This window comes from Leisingera sp. ABM4_103 (genome assembly GCF_056158685.1).
This window is the reverse complement of sequence record NZ_JBSWTU010000005.1, coordinates 3420484-3437764: the sequence shown is the minus strand read 5'-3', so window position 1 is coordinate 3437764 and position 17281 is coordinate 3420484. Positions and strand designations below refer to the sequence as shown.

The following is a 17281-nucleotide window of genomic DNA, read 5'->3' as shown; positions in this document are numbered from 1 at the left end:
CGTGATTGAGGGTTAGTCGGAAGAGTTCGCGCGGCCGATATCGTCAACCCGGTGCTGAAGCGACATGCGGTCGAGGGTATCAAAAGGCAGCGCCGCAAAGGCTTTGATGCGGTTGCGCAGCAGCCCGTAGGCCTGCTGGAAGGCAAGGCGCCGTTCGGCGTCTGTGCCTGTCGCCTTCACCGGATCGGCCAGCCCCCAATGGGCGCTCATCGGCTGGCCGGGCCAGGCCGGGCATTCCTCGTTGGCGGCGTGATCGCAGACGGTGAAGACGAAATCCATCTGCGGCGCATCTTCCGCTGAGAATTCACCCAAATCCTTGGAGCGCAGTTCAGAGGTGTCGTGCCCCTTGGCCTGCAGCAGCGCAGTCACTTCCGGCCGCGGGCCGGGAGACGGGCTGGTGCCCGCGGAATAGGCGCGGAATTTGCCGCCGCCCTCATGGTTGAGAATGGCTTCGGCCAGAAGCGATCTGGCGGAATTGCCGGTGCAGATGAACAGCACGTTCAAAGGGCGCTCGGTGGTGGGAACCGGCATTACCTCAGAACTGGCTGGGGAGCAGATATCTGGCCGGTTCCGGCAGCAGCCGGACAGCAGATCATCAAACATGCCGCGCAGACCCGGCAGGTCGGCGGCGTACATCAGCGAGGTGCCGGTCCGGTGCTGGCTGATCAGCCCGGCCTGTTTCAGCACTGACAGATAGGCCGAGGCGGTGTTGGCCTTGAACTCCAGCGCCGAGGCGATTTCCCCAGCAGGAACGGCGTCCGGATAGCGGCGCATCAGCAGGCGGAACAGGGCTAGCCGGTTGGGGTGCGCCAGGGCAGCAAGCTTATCTGTGATCTCTATTTCCATAGTTCGCGAAATACGGAAATTGGAAGCGGCTGTCAACTCAGTTCGCGGCTATCGGCCCACAGCGTCAGGCCGTCAATCGGCCTCGTACCACCAGACATCTGGCATGAAGCCGGTGCGGTCGCCGTATATCGGGAGCTTATCCGGGTAGCGCATTTCCTTGATGTGGGCGATCCGTCCGGCATCGTATGTCCAGAACGGGATCACGTAACGCCCCGCGGTCAGCACCCGGTCCAGCGCCCGCACGGCGGCGGTGAAATCCTCGGGCGCCTTGGCGGTCAGCATCGCGTCGATCATCGCTTCGGCCGCGGGGCTGTCCATCCCCATCAGGTTGCGGCTGCCGGGCTGGGAAACCCCGTCGCGGCCCCAATAGTAGCGCTGCTCGTTGCCGGGGCTCAGCGACAGTTCCCGGCGGTAGCGGGTCAGGTCGAAGTCATAGGCGTTTTCACGCTCCACATATTGCGCGTTGTCGACAGTTTCGGCGGTGAGGGTCATACCCAGACGCTCCAGCGCCCGGGCGTAGATTTCCGTCACCGTCTTCATCTCGCCGTCGCCCTGACGGATCAGCACGGTGAGGTCCAGCGCTTGTCCTTCACTATTGCGCAGCACCCCACCGGTGACGGTCCAGCCTGCGTCTTCCAGCAATTTCATGGCCTTGCGCAGGTTGCCGCGGTTGCGCTTGCTGCCGTCGCCCTGGGGCAGGGTATAGCCGTCCAGCGTGCCGGGCAGCAGGCTGTCCGCAAACGGCTCCAGCAGCGCGCGCACCTTGCCGCTGGCCGCCCCCGGCTGCAGTCCCAGTGCCGAGCCGGAGAAATAGGAGGTGATGCGCGGCTGCACGCCGCCGGTCACGGTGCCGTTGATGTATTCGAAGTTGAATGCCAGCAGCAGCGCCTCGCGCACGCGCCAATCATCCAGCGGCGCACGGCGCGTATTCATCACCAGTCCGGTCATGCCGGAAGGGCGCTGGTGCGGGATTTCGCTTTTGACCACATCGCCGCGGGTGACGGCCGGGAAGTTGTAGACACTGTCCCACTTGTCGGCATTGAATTCGCGCACCGCGCTCAACTCGCCCGCCTTGAAAGCCTCGAACAGCACGGTTTCGTCGCCGAAGAAGTCGATGCGCATCTCGTCGAAATTCTGGGTGCCGCGTTGCAGGGGCAGGTCCTTGCCCCAGTAATCCGGATTGCGGCGCAGGGTGACAAAGCGGCCCGGCTCATAGGCGCTGACCACATAAGCCCCGGTGCCGATGGGGGCGCCTTCGACTGTATCGCTGGCGAAATCCTTGCCCTCCCACTGCGCCTTTTTCAGGATCGGGCGCATTCCGGCGATCAGGGCCAGCTCGCGGTCCTCGGTGTTGAAGGTCAGGCGCAGGCTGCGCGGACCGGTCTGTTCGATCCGCTCCACCTTGGCCCAGAATCCGCGGTAACGGGGATGCCCTTGGGTGCCGAGCGTTTCATAGGACCAGATCACATCCTCGATGGTGACCGGGCTGCCGTCGGAGAATCGCGCCTCTTCCCGCAGGGTGAATTCCACCCAGGAACGGTCCTCCGGCACCTCAATCAATTCGGCCAGAAGGCCGTACAGGGTGAAAGGTTCGTCCCACGAGCGGCCCATCAGGCTTTCGTATCCCCAGAACCTCAGCTGCCAGGGAGAGGTCCCTTTGAGGGTGAACGGGTTCAGAGAGTCAAAGCCGCCGGTGTTGCCAAAGACCACCTTGCCGCCTTTGGGGGCATCGGGGTTGGCGTAGGGCAAAGACACAAAATCCGGTGGCAGGGCGGGGTCCCCGTACATAGCTATGCCATGCGCCAATTCTGCCTGCGCGGAATTCGCGGCAAATGCCAAGGTGATTCCAGCCAGTGCCATGCGAAGATTTAGGAAATTTTCTTTTCGCAGTTTCACAACAATCCCGCTCTGCCCTTATTTTCTTGCCTCTGCACGCTACGTGCGCTTTTTCGTCTTTTCAAACTTTTAGCTTGGACGAAAGCCGGAAATTGCTTATAAAGAGATCACTGCTCGATAGGTTTCTTGCCTGTATGAAACCTGCCTCAATAACTAACGCCCGCCTCGTGCGGGCGTTTTTTTCTGCGGTGTTTTACTTCCGGTCTGACTGAAAATGCCCCTGCGTTCCTGCCGGGCTCTCCGTAGTCTTACGCGTTTCTTTTGCATCTGCAGCATGGCACAGTGGCGGCAGTTTCAATGAGCCAAAGCGGAGAAGCTGATGTCCTTGCAAGGGAAGACTGCCGTCATCACCGGATCAAATTCAGGCATTGGCCTGGGAGTAGCCCGCGAACTGGCGCGGGCAGGGGCCAATGTGGTGCTGAACTCCTTCACCGACCGGGAGGAGGATCACGCGCTGGCAGAAGAACTGGCCCGTGAATTCAGCGTCAAGGCACAGTACATCCAGGCCGACATGTCCAAGGGCGCCGACTGCCGGGCGCTGATCGAAAAGGCCGGGGCCTGCGATATCCTGATCAACAACGCAGGCATCCAGCATGTGTCGCCGATTGACGAGTTCCCGCAGGACAAGTGGGATGCGATCATCGCCATCAACATGAACTCGAACTTTCACACCATGGCGGCAGCCCTGCCCAAGATGCGCGCCGCAGGCTGGGGCCGGATCGTCAACATCGCCTCTGCGCACGGTCTGACGGCATCGCCCTACAAGGCGGCCTATGTGGCGGCCAAGCACGGGGTTGTGGGCATGACCAAGACGGTGGCGCTGGAAACAGCGGAGGAGCCGATCACCTGCAATGCGATCTGCCCCGGCTATGTGCTGACGCCGCTGGTGGAGGCGCAGATCCCGGACACCATGGAGAAATACAGCATGGGCCGGGAAGAGGTGATCAAGAAGGTGATGCTGGAGCGCCAGCCGAGCCGCGAGTTCGCCACTGTCGAGCAACTGGGCGGCACTGCTGTGTTCCTGTGCTCGGACGCGGCGGCGCAGATCACCGGCACCGCGATCAGCGTCGACGGCGGCTGGACCGCGCTGTAACCGCACTATGAGGAGGCGAGAGGGGGCGGCCCCCTCTTGGCCTGGCGGCCAATTCACCCCCGGGATATTTTCAGCCAGATGAAGAGGCGGATCAGAGTATGACTGTTAAGATCAATCTGGCCCTGCAGGGCGGCGGCGCGCATGGGGCGTTCACCTGGGGGGTGCTGGACCGTCTGCTGGAGGATGAGGGGATCGAGGTGGCCGGGATTACCGGCACATCGGCCGGTGCGCTTAATGGGGCTGCCTTCAAGTCCGGCATGGTGCAGGGCGGGCGGCAGGGCGCCAAGGCGGCGCTGGACGGTCTATGGCAGCGCATGGGGGCCGTGGGGGATATGAGGTTCACCCATTGGCTGACGCGGTTCGATGCGGTGGCCTGGGCCGGGGCCTTGGAAGCCGTTATGCCTTTCACGCCGATGGAGGCGGTGAGCCAGGTGATCTCCCCTTATCACTATGGCCCGTTCTATGAGAACCCGCTGCGGGAGGTGGTGGAGAAGTTCCGGTTCGAAGACGTATGCGCAGGCGCCGGTCCGGAGTTGTTCGTTTGCGCGACCTGCGTTCGGACAGGCAAGATCCGCATCTTTGAAGGGCAGGAGATCAGCACGGATGCAATTCTTGCCTCCGCCTGCCTGCCGGACATGTTCCAGGCCGTGGAGATCGAAGACCCGGACACCGGCCGCATGGAGGCCTATTGGGACGGCGGCTATACCGGCAATCCGGCCTTGTTTCCGCTGTTCAAGGAACCGCTGCCGGGGGATGTGGTGATCGTGAACATCAACCCGCTGGAGCGTGAGGAAATCCCCAAGACGCCGCAGCAGATCCGCAACCGGGTGAATGAGATCAGCTTCAACTCTTCGCTGCTGCGGGAACTGAGGGCGGTCCATTTTGTGCAGCGGCTGCTGGCGGATGGCACGCTTCAGCCGGGGCGGATGAAGCAGGTTCGCGTGCACATGATCGCGGATGACGCCCTGATGACGAAGCTGTCCGTTACCACCAAGCTGATCCCGGTGCCGCAGATCCTGGCAAGGCTCAAACAGGCAGGCCGGGAGGCGGCAGAGGGTTTCCTGACTCAGCACCGGGAAAATCTCGGGGTTCGGTCTTCAGCCGATTTGCCCGCGATGTTCGGCTAGGCGTTTTCTTTTTCGAGCGCCTTGGTCTTTTTGCCGTTCTCCACCGGTTTCGATGGGTCCTTGGGGTTCGGATAAACCAGGCCCGCCGAGATCACCAGCTTGGCGGAATCCTCCACCGACATGTCCAGCTCGATCACGTCTTCCTCGGGCACAAACAGCAGGAAGCCCGAAGTGGGGTTCGGCGTGGTCGGGAGGAAGACGCTCACCAGCCCGCCGCTGGTTTCCGCCCGCTTGGCAATCTCACCCTTTGCGGTGGTCGAGATGAAGCCGATCGCCCAGATGCCCTTGCGCGGGTATTGCACCAGACAGGCCTTTTCAAAGCTGCGCTCCGATTGGGCAAAGACGGTTTCGGAGATCTGCTTGATGCCTGAATAGACGGTACGCACCACCGGCATCCGGTCGACCAGGCTTTCGGCAAAGCTGATCAGCGAGCGGCCCAGGATGCCCTTGGCGATCCAGCCGACGACAATTGTGAACAGCAGGAAGATGATCAACCCGACGCCGCGCAGGTTGATGCCGATGTATTGCTCGGGCCGGAACGTGTGCGGAACCAGCGGCAGCACCACGCTGTCGATCCAGCCCATCACCGACCACAACAGCCAAATGGTGAGCCCCACCGGCGCGATCACGACGATGCCGGTAAAGAAGGAGGCGCGCAGGCTTGCGAACAGGCCCTTGCGGCGGTGAGGTTCTTCGTCGAATGGCGTGGTCATAGATCAGTTTTCCAGGAATTCCGGGTGGAACCTAGGCACTGTTTTGGGGCGGAGCAATGGTTTCCGCCCCAAAAATCAACTCACTGTGCGATATTGTTGAGTTCCTGTGCAATCTTTGCCGCCAGCCGGGCATTGTTTCGCACCAGCGCGATATTCGCGGTCAGCGAACGGCCCTCTGTCAGTTCGAAGATGCGGCTGAGCAGGAAAGGGGTCACGTCCTTGCCGGCGATGCCCTGGGCGTCGGCCTCGGACTGGGCCTGCGCGATGACGGGGGCCAGGTCTTCTGCCGCAATCTGGGCGTCCGCCGGGATCGGGTTGGCAACCAGCTGGCCGCCGGGCAGGCCCATCGCCTCCCGGGTGGCGTGGGCGCGGGCGATCTGCGCCGGGTCATCCATGCGCAGCGGCGCCTTCAGGTCCGACTGGGCCGACCAGAAGGCAGGGAAGCTGTCCTGCCCGTAGGCAATGACCGGAACGCCCTGGGTTTCCAGCACTTCCAAGGTTTTGGGCAGGTCGAGGATCGCCTTGGCGCCTGCGGCCACAACGGTAACCGGGGTCTGTGCCAGCTCCATCAGGTCGGCGGAAATGTCGAAAGTGGTTTCAGCGCCCTTATGGACACCGCCGATGCCACCCGTGGCAAAGACGGAGATGCCTGCCAGCCGCGCCGCGATCATGGTGGCCGCCACAGTGGTCGCTCCGGTGCCGCCGGTGGCGATGCACGCGGGCATGTCGGCGCGGGAAATCTTGGCGACGCCTTTCGCCTGGCCCAGCGCTTGCAGCTGATCGGGCTCCAGACCCACGTGCAGCACGCCCGCGATCACCGCCATGGTGGCGGGGACGGCGCCGGCATCGCGGATGTCCTGCTCCACCTGCGCCGCGACCTCGACGTTCTGCGGGTATGGCATGCCGTGGGTGATGATGGTGCTCTCCAGCGCAACAATGGCACGGCCTTCGGACTTGGCGGCCTGGACCTCGGACGAATACTGAATGTCGATCACAGCGGGGGTTCTCCTGAAACGTAGGTTGCCGCAGCCTTGAGGGCTGAGGCCAATGCGGTTTTACGGTCTTCGCCCCGTGCCTCGGCAACGATATGGGCGGCCATAAAGGTATCGCCTGCACCGGTCACCCGGGCGACCGTGACGCGGGGCGGGTGCAGGGTAATGGTGCCCTCGGCATCCGCCACGGTGGCGGAGGAGCCGCCATCGGTGACCAATACCCGTGCTGCGCCGCGGTCCAGCATCGCCTTGGCTGCGGTTTCGCTGTCGGTGAACTCCGCCTGGCACAGGATGCCTGACTCTTCGAGGTTCACATAGAGCGTGCCGCGGGTGCGGGTCAGGAACGGGCGCAGCCGTTCCGCTTTGCCCGGCGAGGCAGGCGCGACGCGCAGGTCGGCCTTGGCAAAGGCAGGGCTCGCGACAATGTCATCAAGCAGCGACAGCGTCAGGTTTCCGTCCAGCGCCACCTGGCCCTCATAGGGCGCGGCCTCTGTGCCGAGCGAGCCGTCAGACAGCGGGCGCAGGATCTTGTCACCGGCGGCTTCCAGCGAATGGGCGTCGGCAATGGCGGCGATCAGCCCGTTGGCGCCCTCCACCGCCATGTAGCGGTCGGTGGGCAGGTCCTCGGAGCGGTAGATGTGGTCGGTGATCAGCCCGAAATGGCCGCAGGCATGGATCAGCTCGTCGCCTTCGGGGTCGCGGCCCACGGCGGTCAGCAGCGCGGGCTGGACGCCGAACCGCGACAGCGTCATGGCAATGTTCATGGCAACCCCGCCGGGCAGGCGGGTAATGCGGCCGGGCATATCCGAGCCGCGCTGCATTTCCGTGGTGCAGCGGCCGATGATGTCCCAAAGGACCGACCCGATGCACAGAATGGCGGGGGGCTGTGTGGCAGAGGCTTGTGTCATATTGACCTATTGCCGCCTTTGGCAGGCCTCTGCAAGCGGCTTCACCGGGGCGGCACCGCAAAGGTCAGGGCGGCCCAATGGCTTTCCCAAACGTAATCTTTACCGCCGGGCGCCGGGCGAAGGACAACAGCGTCCAGCAGGTATTGATGCCCCGGCATCACGGCGACAGCGGTTTCGCCCTGCGCATCTGTCCGCTGGGTGCTGATGGTAACGCTGCCATCCGCGGCCTTGGCAAATACCTCGACTTGGGCTTGCGGCCTCGGCTCTCCCTGATAGAGCACCCGGACAGGCAGCCCGTTGGACAGATCATCGGTATAGGGATTGGCCAGGGCAACGATTTCTGTCTCCAGCCCGGTGGCCGCATCTGATCCTCTGCCTGTCCGGACCGCTACCAGAGATTTTGCGTAGCGGGTGTATTGCTCGCTGAAGCCCGTCTCCGCCAGCCCGCGCTCCAGATGCTGCGTGCGGATATCGCCAAACGCTTTGTGGTCGATGAAGGCCTGAAACTCTTCCCAGGTGTCATATGTCAGGGTTTGCGACTGCGTCTGATGGATGAGCACGGCGAGGCCGTCTTGCGGCATGTCCTGTGTAAAGGCCGGCATATCCCCCATCCGGCCATGGTAGGGATGGGTGTCTGTGCCCTGGATCACCTCGAACCGGGCGATCCGGTGATCAAGATAGGGTTGTTCAGCGCCCTTGAACTCCTGACCGTTGCGCAGCCGCGCCACCAAAGGTTCGCCGGATTCCACTTGATATTTCTCCGGCTCAATCCAAAACTCGTGGGATAATACCGGTGCGGCCCCATAGGCTAGTCCGGCACAGATAATTGAGCAGAACAGGCGGTATTGCATGGAAATGTCCTTGGCTGTCGGTCGCGGCTTAAAGAGGCCGCGGATCATATTTGCGCTGCTGTTCTGCTGGGTTGCAATAGCCGCCGCAAGTGTCCGCGCCCATGAGGTCACTCCGGCGATAGCCGATTTCCGGGTGGAGGACGGCCGGATTTCCTTGGAGCTTAGGCTGAACGTCGAGGCATTTGTTGCCGGGATAAATCTGGACGGGCTTGAGGATACCAACCAGACGGCACAGGCCGCCGATTATGACGAGTTGCGCGCGCTGGGCGCGGAGGAGCTGGAACCAATGGTGCAGCTCTTTGCCGAGGAATGGCTTGAGACCTTTTCCGTTCAAGCGCCAGGCCGGATCGGCCTCAGCCTGTCCCGGATCACCATACCGGAGGTCGGTGACGCCAGCCTGCCGCGCGCCTCCTATCTTGTGTTTGACGGTGAGATCCCGCCCGAGGCCCGCAGCCTGCGCATTGCCTGGCCCGCGGGTTCGGGCGGAGTGGTGCTGCGCCAGAACGGGGTAGCGGAGCCCTATACCGGATATCTGCAGGGGGGAGAGACTTCGTCGCCGATCCCGCTGAGCGGAGGTGCGGCCAAGACACCGGTCGAGGCTTTCATGGAATACATCCCCGTCGGCTTTACTCACATCCTGCCCAAGGGGCTGGATCATATCCTGTTTGTGCTGGGCCTGTTCTTCCTCAGCCCGCGGGTGAAACCGCTGCTGCTGCAAGTGAGCGTGTTCACCGTCGCCCATACTATCACCCTGGCGCTGGGCGCGCTGGGCATGGTTTCCGTCAGCGCCGCCATCGTCGAGCCGCTGATTGCCCTGTCAATTGTCTTTGTCGCGGTCGAGAACATCTTTGCCCGAAAGCTGCACAGCTGGCGCACATTCGTGATCTTCGGCTTCGGACTGCTGCACGGGTTGGGCTTTGCCTCCGTGCTGGGGGCATTCGGACTGCCGCAAAACCAATTCCTGCCTGCGCTGATCGGCTTCAACGTGGGTGTGGAGCTGGGCCAGCTGGCGGTGATCGCCGCAGCCTACCTGGGCGTGCGCCTGTGGTTCGGGCGGCACCCGAAATACCGCGGCCGGGTGGCGATCCCGGCCTCAGTCACCATCGCGATGATTGGCGGATACTGGTTTGTGGAGCGGGTGTTTCTTTAGCGGCTGCGTAAAGGTCAGCCCATGGCCCGCATTAGAGCTTTGAGCGCTGCAAGCGGGTCCTCCGCGTGCCAGATCTCATCACCGATGCCAAAGAAATCTGTATTGGGTGCGATACCGCGCACCAGTTCCTCGGTCAGCCCGCCTTCGGCAACGACCGGAACCTCGATCATCTTCGACCACCATTCGAACAGATCGGCCTCTGCCCGCGCACCGTCGCCCAGGCCGGAGGTTCCTACGGGGCCAAAGCTCACGTAATCCGCGCCCGCCTCGCCGGCCACCATGCCGTCGTGCTGGGAGGCTCTGCAGAAGCAGCCGACGATTGCATCCGGCCCCAGTGCCTTGCGCGCCGTGCGCACGGACTTGGAGGCGTCCGTTAGATGCACGCCATCCAGCCCCAGCCGTTCGGCCAGGATCTGATGGTCTGAGATCACCAGCGCCACATCGCGCTCCATGGTAACTTCGCGCAGCGCGTCGCCTGCGCGGCTCAGCGTGTCCTGATCGCGGCTGGCCAGATCCAGGCGCACGCAGGCCACGTCGACCTCATCCAGGACCCGCGCCAGCAGACCGGGGAATTTGCCCAACTCGAAACTCGGCGGGGAGATCAGGTAGATCTGCGGCTGCTCCGGTGCGTTAGCAGGGCTTCCCATAATGGTGCTCCATTGTTCAGGCGATTGGACGGTGTTTACCGTATTTGCTGCGGGACGCAAGGATTTGCGCTCTGGTACGGGCCAGGAAAAACGGCCTGCGCGGGTGCCGGACCTTGCCCCCGGCGCGCACGGGGATTACAGCACTACCGATTTAACGCGCAACAGACGGATGCCTGCAGCCATGCCGACCGACACCCCTCAGCCCGCCTTTGTCCTTGTCCGCCCGCAGATGGGCGAGAATATCGGCGCCGCCGCACGGGCGATGTGGAACTTCGGGCTGGACCGGATGCGCATCGTGGCGCCGCGCGACGGCTGGCCGAACCCCAAGGCGGTGGCAATGTCCTCCGGCGCGGGCCGTCTGCTGGACGAGGCGCAGCTGTTTGCGGACGTGCCGGAGGCGCTGGGCGACTGCACCTATGTCTTCGCCACCACCGCCCGCCAGCGCGGGTTGACCAAGCCGGTCTACAGCCCGGAACGCGCCATGCAGATCGCAGCGGAGAAGATCGCAGCGGGCGAGAAGGTCGCGGTGATGTTCGGCCCGGAACGCGCAGGCCTGGAAAACGAGGATATCGCGAAGGCCAACGCCATTATCTCCGTGCCGGTGAACCCGCTTTACGCCTCGCTGAACCTGGGCCAATGCGTGCTGCTCACTGGCTATGAATGGATGCGCCAGTCCGGCGATGTGGTGCATGAGACCACCGATCTGGGCCGCAAGGGCGACTGGGCGACCGGCGTTGAAGTCGAGAAGCTGGTGGAGCACTACGAGGAGCGGCTGGACGACGCGGGCTTCTTCTATCCGCCGGAAAAGGCCGAGGGCATGAAGACCAACCTGCGCAACCTGTGGTCCCGGATGCGGATGACCCGCTCCGACGTGCAGATGCTGCACGGGATCATGCGGCAGATGGTCCGCTGGAAAGAGCGGGGCGGCGAATAAGCCGCTCTGGACCAATTCCGAAACCGCCCCTAGCTTGGCAGCACAGACAAAGAGGCAAGCATGAGCAAGCGCAGCATTTTTGAAGAGGTCGAGGGCGAGAAGAAGGATGCGCCCGCGGTGCAGCCGGGGCTGATCGACCGCGGCCGCGGCGGCGCCCGCAAGGCGATCTGCGCCTGGCTGATGGTTCTGTTTGGCCTGGTGGTTGCGATGATCGTGGTGGGCGGGCTGACGCGCCTGACTGACAGCGGTCTGTCGATCACCGAATGGCGCCCCGTGACCGGGGCCATCCCGCCGATGTCCGAGGCGGAATGGCAGTCGGAGTTCGGCAAATACAAGGAAATCGACCAGTGGCGCATCCAGAACCAATGGATGGAACTGTCTGATTTCAAAGAGATCTATTGGTGGGAATGGGGCCACCGCCAGTTGGGCCGGTTCATTGGCGTGGTTTGGGCTGTTGGCTTCCTCGGCTTCCTGGCCGCGCGCAAGATTCCGGCGGGCTGGACTGGACGGCTTCTGCTGCCCGGTGTCCTCGGCGGCGTGCAGGGCGCTATCGGCTGGTGGATGGTTGCCTCTGGCGTCACCCAGGGCGAGGGGATGACCGCCGTTGCCTCCTACCGGCTGGCGGTGCATCTGGGGCTCGCGTTCGTAATCCTCGGCTTCATCGCCTGGTACGTGCTGATGCTGGGCCGCGAGGAGCGCGAGCTGATGCAGGCGCGCCGGGCCAAGGAGGCCAAGCTGTTCAGCCTCTCCACCGGCCTGATGCACTTCGCCTTTCTGCAGATCTTGCTGGGCGCGCTGGTGGCGGGCATTGATGCGGGCCGTTCCTATACCGACTGGCCGCTGATGGGCGGGCAGGTGATCCCGCCCAATCCCTTCATGATTGAGCCGGTCTGGAAGAATTTCTTTGAAAACCCCGGTCTGGTGCAGTTCATCCACCGGTTGGCGGGTTATCTGCTGTTTGCGTTTGGCGTCGTAGCCTGGCTGCGCGGGCGCAGCTCTGCCCATGCGCGCACCCGCTTTGCCTTCAACGCGGTTATTGCGGCGCTGTCCGTGCAGGTGCTGCTGGGGATCATCACCGTGGTTTACGCGGCGCCGCTGCATGCGGCGATCACCCATCAGCTGGTGGCAATTGGCGTCTGGGTGCTGATCCTGCGCGCCCGCTTCCTGTCTGCCTATCCCATTGCAACCTCGATCAAGGATCATTGAATTATGAGCGCATTTGACGAATTGATGGCCTTCCAGCGCGAAACCCAGGCGCTGGGGCAGATTGCGGGCCGTCTGGGCTGGGATCAGGAAACCATGATGCCGCGCGGGGCTGCACCGCAGCGGGGCGAGGAAATGGCCGCGATGGAGGCAGTGCTGCACGCCCGCCGCTCCGACCCGCGGGTGGCGGAGTGGCTGGAACAGGCGGATGCCCCGAATGAGGCGGGTGAAGCCCAGCTGCGGGAGATCCGCCGCAGCTATGAGCGCACGGTCAAGGTGCCCGCAGATCTGGCCAAGAAAATCGCTCAGGTGACTTCCGTGGCGCAGGGCCAATGGGCCGCGGCGCGGGCGGATGAGGATGTGGCGGCGTTCGTGCCGGTGCTGGAGGAAGTCGTCGCGCTGAAGCGCGAGGAAGGCTTGGCGCTGTCCGCGGGCGGTGACGTGTATGACGCCATGGTCGAGGACTATGAGCACGGCATGACCGGGACCGCGATTGCGGAGATCTTTGATGCCATGCGCCCCGGACTGGTGGAGCTGCGCGCCAAGGTGCTGGAGAAACCCGCGCCGAAGGGGCTGACCGGCAGTTTCGACGAAGCGGCGCAGATGAAGCTGACGCGCAAGATTGCCAAGGTGTTCGGCTATGACATGGGGCACGGACGGGTCGACAAGGCGGTGCATCCGTTTAGCTCCGGCTCCGGCCTGGATGTTCGGATCACCACCCGGACCAGCGAGACAGATCCGTTCAACTGCTTCTATTCGACCATCCACGAGGTCGGCCACGGCGCCTATGAGCAGAACATCAGCCGTGATTACCTGCTGACCCCGCTGGGCAGCGGTGTGTCGATGGGGGTGCATGAAAGCCAAAGCCGGATCTATGAAAACCAGATCGGCCGCAGCCGCGCCTTTACCGGCTGGCTGTTCGAGGAGATGAAAGCCGCCTTTGGCGATTTCGGGATTGCCGATGCGGACGCCTTTTATGCCGCCGTCAACGCAGTGCATAAAGGCTATATCCGGACAGAAGCGGATGAGCTGCAATACAACCTCCATATCATGCTGAGGTTCGGCCTGGAGCGCGCGCTGATGAGCGGCGATCTGGCGGTGACGGATCTGGAAGCGGCCTGGAACGACCGGTTCGAGGCGGACTTCGGCTATGCGGTGGACAAGCCGTCCAACGGCTGCCTGCAGGATGTGCATTGGTCGGTCGGGCTGTTCGGGTATTTCCCGACCTACAGCCTGGGCAATGTCTATGCCGGCTGCCTGTACCAGGCGCTGCGGCGGGATCTGCCCGGTCTCGATGCACAGCTGGCTGAGGGTGATACCTCAGGCGCTACGGCCTGGCTGAAGCAAAACCTGCAGCAGCATGGTGGTTTGCGCAGCCCGCGTGAGACCATTATCCATGCGGCTGGCATGGAGCCCGGACAAGAGCCGCTTTTGGCCTATCTGGAAGAGAAATTCGGTCTGCTTTACGATCTGTGAGTCTCATCCGCGCACGGCGGGATTGGGGTGACGGGGCGGCGGGTATTCAGCTGCCCCGGAAATGCCGTATTCATCCGGTATTCTCCAGCGCACGTGGGGACGTGTGGAAGAGAGTAAAATGATGCATACAGCCGTAGCCTACCTGATCTTTGCCAGCTTCGTGCTGGCACCAACCCTGATCTGAGGCCACCGTCAGATCAACGCCATCCGTTCGGCCCGCTCCGGATCGGGGAAGGGCCGGTAGAGGCCGATTTCCGCCCTGGCGATCAGGGCGGTGACATTTGAATACAGCTTTTCCACTTCCTCGTCATGTTCACCCAGAACGCGGAAGGCTTGGTCGAGCTGGGTCATGTCACGAAATTCGATTTCGAGAAGAAAGTCCCGGCAGTTGTCGCTGGCCAAATTCAGCTTGCGCCGCAGCAGACGCCAGCCCAGCACCACACCGCGTTCTTGCAGATAGCTTATCCATTGCTCAACCGCGCTGGCAAAGCTCAGGGCCTTGGCTTCGTGATGCAGGTCGATGGAGCAGTGATACAAGTTCATGGGGCATCCCCTTGCTGAGAAAACGGAACTTGACCGCAAGAATGCCCGAAACCCGTTAGGGGGCCGTTAACAAAGCGAACGCCGCCCCGGCAACGGGACGGCGTTCAGCGTTTCCAATGGGATGGGCTTATTCTTCGCCGCCGTCCTCTTCCTCGCCGTTTTCGGCGATCCAGGCGACGGATACCACTTCTTCACCCTTGCCGGTGTTGAACACCCGCACCCCGCCGGCCGAACGCGACCGGAAGGAGATGCCATCGACAGGAACCCGGATCGACTGGCCCTTGGACGTCGCCAGCATGATCTGGTCGTCCATCTCAACCGGGAAGGAAGCCACGATCTCACCGCCGCGCATCGCCTTGTCCATGGCGGTCACGCCCATGCCGCCGCGGCCGCGCACCGGGTAATCGTGCGAGGACGACAGCTTGCCCGAACCGCCCGCGGTAATCGTCAAGATCAGGTTCTCCGCTGCCGACATCTCTGCATAGAGCTCGGTGGAGAAGTTCGGATCCTCGGGTGCATCCTCATCCGAAGCGTCAGCGTCGTCGGTCAGGCCGGCCATTGCCCGGCGCATCTTGAGGTAGGCCGTTCGCTGCTCCGGTGTGTACTTGGAGTGGCGGATGACGGACATCGAGACCACGCTGTCCTCGCCAGTCAGCTTGATGCCGCGGACACCGGTGGATTCGCGCGAGTTGAACACTCGCACGTCAGTGGAGCGGAAGCGGATGGCGCGGCCGGAATTGGTGAACAGCATCACATCGTCGTCTTCCGAGCAGATGCGCACGTTCACCAGTTTGACGGAGCCGTCTTCCGGCAGTTTCATCGCGATCTTGCCGTTCCGGCGGACGTTTGTGAAGTCGGACAGCCGGTTGCGGCGCACGTCGCCGCCGGAGGTCGCAAAAACCACCTGCAGGTTTTCCCATTCCTCATCCGGCACATCGACCGGCATGATGGCGGCGATGGACACGCCTGTGGGGATCGGCAGGATGTTCACAATCGCTTTGCCCTTGGAGGTGCGGCCGCCTTGCGGCAGGCGCCAGGTCTTGAGCTTGTAGACCATGCCGTCTGTGGTGAAGAACAACAGCTGGGTATGGGTGTTAGCCACGAAGAGGGTGGTGATCACATCCTCTTCCTTGGTCTGCATACCCGAGACGCCCTTGCCGCCGCGCTTCTGGGCGCGGAAATCGGCCAGCGGAGTGCGCTTGATGTAGCCGCCGGAGGTCACGGTCACCACCATGTCCTCGCGCTCGATCAGGTCCTCGTCCTCCATGTCGCCGGACCAGTCGACGATCTCGGTGCGGCGCGGCACGGCGAAGTTGTCGCGCACTTCGCGCAGCTCGTCGCCGATGATGCCCATGATGCGCTCGCGCGAGGACAGAATCTCAAGGTATTCCTTGATCTTGGCCGCCAGTTCTTCCAGCTCGTCGGTGACTTCCTTGACGCCGATCTGGGTCAGGCGCTGCAGGCGCAGTTCCAGGATGGCGCGGGCCTGGGTTTCAGACAGGTTATAGGTCCCGTCGTCGTTCATCTTGTGGGTCGGGTCGTCGATCAGGCGGATGTAGTCCGCGATGTCGGCGGCCGGCCAGCGCCGGGTCATCAGCTTTTCACGCGCTTCAGCCGCATCTGCCGAAGAGCGGATCGTTGCCACGATTTCATCAACGTTGGAGACCGCAACGGCCAAACCGCACAGGATGTGGCTGCGCTCACGCGCTTTGCGCAACAGGTGCGCGGTGCGGCGGGCGACAACGTCCTCCCGGAAATCAATGAAGGAGGTCAGGAACTTGCGCAGCGTCAGCTGCTCCGGCCGGCCGCCGTTCAGCGCCAGCATGTTGCAGCCGAAGGAGGTCTGCATCGGGGTGAAGCGGAACAGCTGGTTCAGTACCACCTCGGGCGTTGCGTCCCGCTTCAGCTCGACCACCACACGCACGCCATTGCGGTCGGATTCGTCCTGCACATGCGCCACGCCCTCGATCCGCTTTTCGCGGACCTGCTCGGCAATCTTCTCGATCATCGCGGCCTTGTTCACCTGATAGGGGATCTCGTCCACGACAATGGCATAGCGGTCCTTGCGGATCTCCTCGACGCGGGTTTTCGAGCGGATGATCACGCTGCCGCGGCCTTCGAGATAGGCCTTGCGGGCACCGGAGCGGCCCAGCATCACACCGCCGGTCGGGAAGTCGGGGCCGGGGATGTACTCGATCAGCTGCTCGCTGGTCAGATCCGGGTCGTCGATCAGCGCAAGCGTTGCGTCGACCACTTCGCCCAGGTTGTGCGGCGGAATGTTGGTGGCCATGCCGACCGCGATACCGCCGGCGCCGTTGACCAGCATGTTCGGGAAGCGGGCCGGGAGCACGGTCGGCTCGCGGTCCTTGCCGTCGTAGTTGTCCTGGAAATCGACGGTTTCTTTTTCGATATCCGCCAGGATCGCCGCGGCGGGCTTGTCCATGCGGACCTCGGTGTAACGCATGGCCGCCGGGTTGTCGCCGTCCATCGAGCCGAAGTTGCCCTGGCCGTCCAGAAGCGGCAGCGACATCGAGAAGTCCTGCGCCATCCGCACCAGCGCGTCATAGATCGCGCTGTCGCCGTGCGGGTGGTATTTACCCATCACGTCGCCGACAGGGCGCGCCGACTTGCGGTAGGCCTTGTCGTGGGTGTTGCCGGATTCGTGCATCGCATAGAGAATGCGGCGGTGCACCGGTTTCAGACCGTCCCGCAGGTCGGGAATTGCACGGCTGACGATGACCGACATCGCATAGTCGAGATACGAGTTGCGCATCTCGGCTTCGATGGAAACGGTCGGTCCGTCATAGGCCGGGCGTTCCGGCAGGTTTTCGTCCATGTTTTCAGGAGTTTCCGGCGTATCGCTCACGTTGGCTGCCCGCTCTTTCTTCTGGCTCTATATATT

Annotated in this window: 15 protein-coding genes; 6 read left to right on the top strand and 9 right to left on the bottom strand. The window is 63.0% G+C overall.

All coding sequences use genetic code 11. The features are described from left to right. Positions 1–12: 12 nt before the first annotated feature. Both ACXAED_RS18660 and ACXAED_RS18655 read right to left on the bottom strand, forming a co-directional pair. On the bottom strand, positions 13–846 hold the full coding sequence (locus ACXAED_RS18660) for an arsenate reductase/protein-tyrosine-phosphatase family protein (protein ID WP_475052251.1): 834 nt from the start codon (positions 844–846) through the stop codon (positions 13–15). Between the two features lie 72 nt (positions 847–918). Continuing rightward, entirely contained in the window at positions 919–2706 is a 1788-nt protein-coding gene (locus tag ACXAED_RS18655; RefSeq protein WP_475052250.1) for an extracellular solute-binding protein, read from the bottom strand. A 355-nt stretch (positions 2707–3061) separates the two neighbouring features. Between ACXAED_RS18655 and ACXAED_RS18650 the strand changes: the two genes are divergently transcribed. Together ACXAED_RS18650 and ACXAED_RS18645 are read left to right on the top strand one after the other, a co-directional pair. Further along, positions 3062–3835, top strand: coding sequence for a 3-hydroxybutyrate dehydrogenase (locus ACXAED_RS18650; RefSeq protein WP_475052247.1), 774 nt, complete (start codon positions 3062–3064; stop codon positions 3833–3835). Between the two features lie 98 nt (positions 3836–3933). Then, on the top strand, positions 3934–4962 hold the full coding sequence (locus tag ACXAED_RS18645; RefSeq protein ID WP_475052244.1) for a patatin-like phospholipase family protein: 1029 nt from the start codon (positions 3934–3936) through the stop codon (positions 4960–4962). On the opposite strand, the gene ACXAED_RS18640 is transcribed toward ACXAED_RS18645, so the two are convergent. The 4 genes from ACXAED_RS18640 to ACXAED_RS18625 form a co-directional block, all read right to left on the bottom strand. Continuing rightward, positions 4959–5675, bottom strand: a complete 717-nt coding sequence (locus ACXAED_RS18640; RefSeq protein WP_475052243.1) for a DUF502 domain-containing protein — start codon at positions 5673–5675, stop codon at positions 4959–4961. The genes ACXAED_RS18645 and ACXAED_RS18640 overlap by 4 nt on opposite strands. Before the next feature lie 80 nt (positions 5676–5755). After that, positions 5756–6670, bottom strand: a complete 915-nt coding sequence (locus ACXAED_RS18635; RefSeq protein ID WP_475052242.1) for a pseudouridine-5'-phosphate glycosidase — start codon at positions 6668–6670, stop codon at positions 5756–5758. Next, positions 6667–7575, bottom strand: coding sequence for a PfkB family carbohydrate kinase (locus ACXAED_RS18630; protein ID WP_475052239.1), 909 nt, complete (start codon positions 7573–7575; stop codon positions 6667–6669). Before ACXAED_RS18630 ends, ACXAED_RS18635 begins: the two co-directional genes overlap by 4 nt. A gap of 41 nt (positions 7576–7616) precedes the next feature. Beyond that, positions 7617–8426, bottom strand: coding sequence for a DUF4198 domain-containing protein (locus ACXAED_RS18625; RefSeq protein ID WP_475052238.1), 810 nt, complete (start codon positions 8424–8426; stop codon positions 7617–7619). Here ACXAED_RS18625 and ACXAED_RS18620 point away from each other — a divergent pair. Next, complete coding sequence (locus ACXAED_RS18620) at positions 8425–9576, top strand: HupE/UreJ family protein (RefSeq protein WP_475052237.1); 1152 nt, start codon at positions 8425–8427, stop codon at positions 9574–9576. The genes ACXAED_RS18625 and ACXAED_RS18620 overlap by 2 nt on opposite strands. A 14-nt stretch (positions 9577–9590) precedes the next feature. On the opposite strand, the gene ACXAED_RS18615 is transcribed toward ACXAED_RS18620, so the two are convergent. Continuing rightward, a complete protein-coding gene (locus ACXAED_RS18615; RefSeq protein WP_475052235.1) occupies positions 9591–10223 on the bottom strand; it encodes a thiamine phosphate synthase in 633 nt (210 codons plus the stop codon). A 181-nt stretch (positions 10224–10404) separates the two neighbouring features. On the opposite strand from ACXAED_RS18615, the gene ACXAED_RS18610 reads away from it, so the two are divergent. Genes ACXAED_RS18610 through ACXAED_RS18600 form a run of 3 tightly spaced genes read left to right on the top strand, consistent with a single transcriptional unit; the run spans position 10405 to position 13836 of the window. Further along, the gene (locus tag ACXAED_RS18610; protein ID WP_475052233.1) at positions 10405–11157 is read left to right on the top strand and encodes an RNA methyltransferase; all 753 of its coding nucleotides are present in this window, start codon (positions 10405–10407) and stop codon (positions 11155–11157) included. A gap of 60 nt (positions 11158–11217) precedes the next feature. After that, positions 11218–12363, top strand: a complete 1146-nt coding sequence (gene ctaA / locus ACXAED_RS18605) for a heme A synthase (protein ID WP_475052232.1) — start codon at positions 11218–11220, stop codon at positions 12361–12363. A gap of 3 nt (positions 12364–12366) precedes the next feature. Continuing rightward, on the top strand, positions 12367–13836 hold the full coding sequence (locus ACXAED_RS18600; protein ID WP_475052230.1) for a carboxypeptidase M32: 1470 nt from the start codon (positions 12367–12369) through the stop codon (positions 13834–13836). 192 nt (positions 13837–14028) lie between these two features. On the opposite strand, the gene ACXAED_RS18595 is transcribed toward ACXAED_RS18600, so the two are convergent. Further along, complete coding sequence (locus ACXAED_RS18595) at positions 14029–14379, bottom strand: DUF6614 family protein (protein WP_475052229.1); 351 nt, start codon at positions 14377–14379, stop codon at positions 14029–14031. A gap of 127 nt (positions 14380–14506) precedes the next feature. Then, on the bottom strand, positions 14507–17215 hold the full coding sequence (gyrA, locus tag ACXAED_RS18590; protein ID WP_475053142.1) for a DNA gyrase subunit A: 2709 nt from the start codon (positions 17213–17215) through the stop codon (positions 14507–14509). Between the last annotated feature and the right edge of the window lie 66 nt (positions 17216–17281).

Coding starts and splice junctions, on each gene's coding strand:
- gyrA (WP_475053142.1), bottom strand. CDS start 17,215: ATGGACGAAAACCTGCCGGAACGCCCGGCCTATGACGGACCGACCGTT.
- ACXAED_RS18645 (WP_475052244.1), top strand. CDS start 3,934: ATGACTGTTAAGATCAATCTGGCCCTGCAGGGCGGCGGCGCGCATGGG.
- ACXAED_RS18625 (WP_475052238.1), bottom strand. CDS start 8,426: ATGCAATACCGCCTGTTCTGCTCAATTATCTGTGCCGGACTAGCCTAT.
- ACXAED_RS18610 (WP_475052233.1), top strand. CDS start 10,405: ATGCCGACCGACACCCCTCAGCCCGCCTTTGTCCTTGTCCGCCCGCAG.
- ACXAED_RS18660 (WP_475052251.1), bottom strand. CDS start 846: ATGGAAATAGAGATCACAGATAAGCTTGCTGCCCTGGCGCACCCCAAC.
- ACXAED_RS18630 (WP_475052239.1), bottom strand. CDS start 7,575: ATGACACAAGCCTCTGCCACACAGCCCCCCGCCATTCTGTGCATCGGG.
- ACXAED_RS18615 (WP_475052235.1), bottom strand. CDS start 10,223: ATGGGAAGCCCTGCTAACGCACCGGAGCAGCCGCAGATCTACCTGATC.
- ACXAED_RS18655 (WP_475052250.1), bottom strand. CDS start 2,706: ATGGCACTGGCTGGAATCACCTTGGCATTTGCCGCGAATTCCGCGCAG.
- ACXAED_RS18640 (WP_475052243.1), bottom strand. CDS start 5,675: ATGACCACGCCATTCGACGAAGAACCTCACCGCCGCAAGGGCCTGTTC.
- ACXAED_RS18650 (WP_475052247.1), top strand. CDS start 3,062: ATGTCCTTGCAAGGGAAGACTGCCGTCATCACCGGATCAAATTCAGGC.
- ctaA (WP_475052232.1), top strand. CDS start 11,218: ATGAGCAAGCGCAGCATTTTTGAAGAGGTCGAGGGCGAGAAGAAGGAT.
- ACXAED_RS18595 (WP_475052229.1), bottom strand. CDS start 14,379: ATGAACTTGTATCACTGCTCCATCGACCTGCATCACGAAGCCAAGGCC.
- ACXAED_RS18620 (WP_475052237.1), top strand. CDS start 8,425: ATGGAAATGTCCTTGGCTGTCGGTCGCGGCTTAAAGAGGCCGCGGATC.
- ACXAED_RS18600 (WP_475052230.1), top strand. CDS start 12,367: ATGAGCGCATTTGACGAATTGATGGCCTTCCAGCGCGAAACCCAGGCG.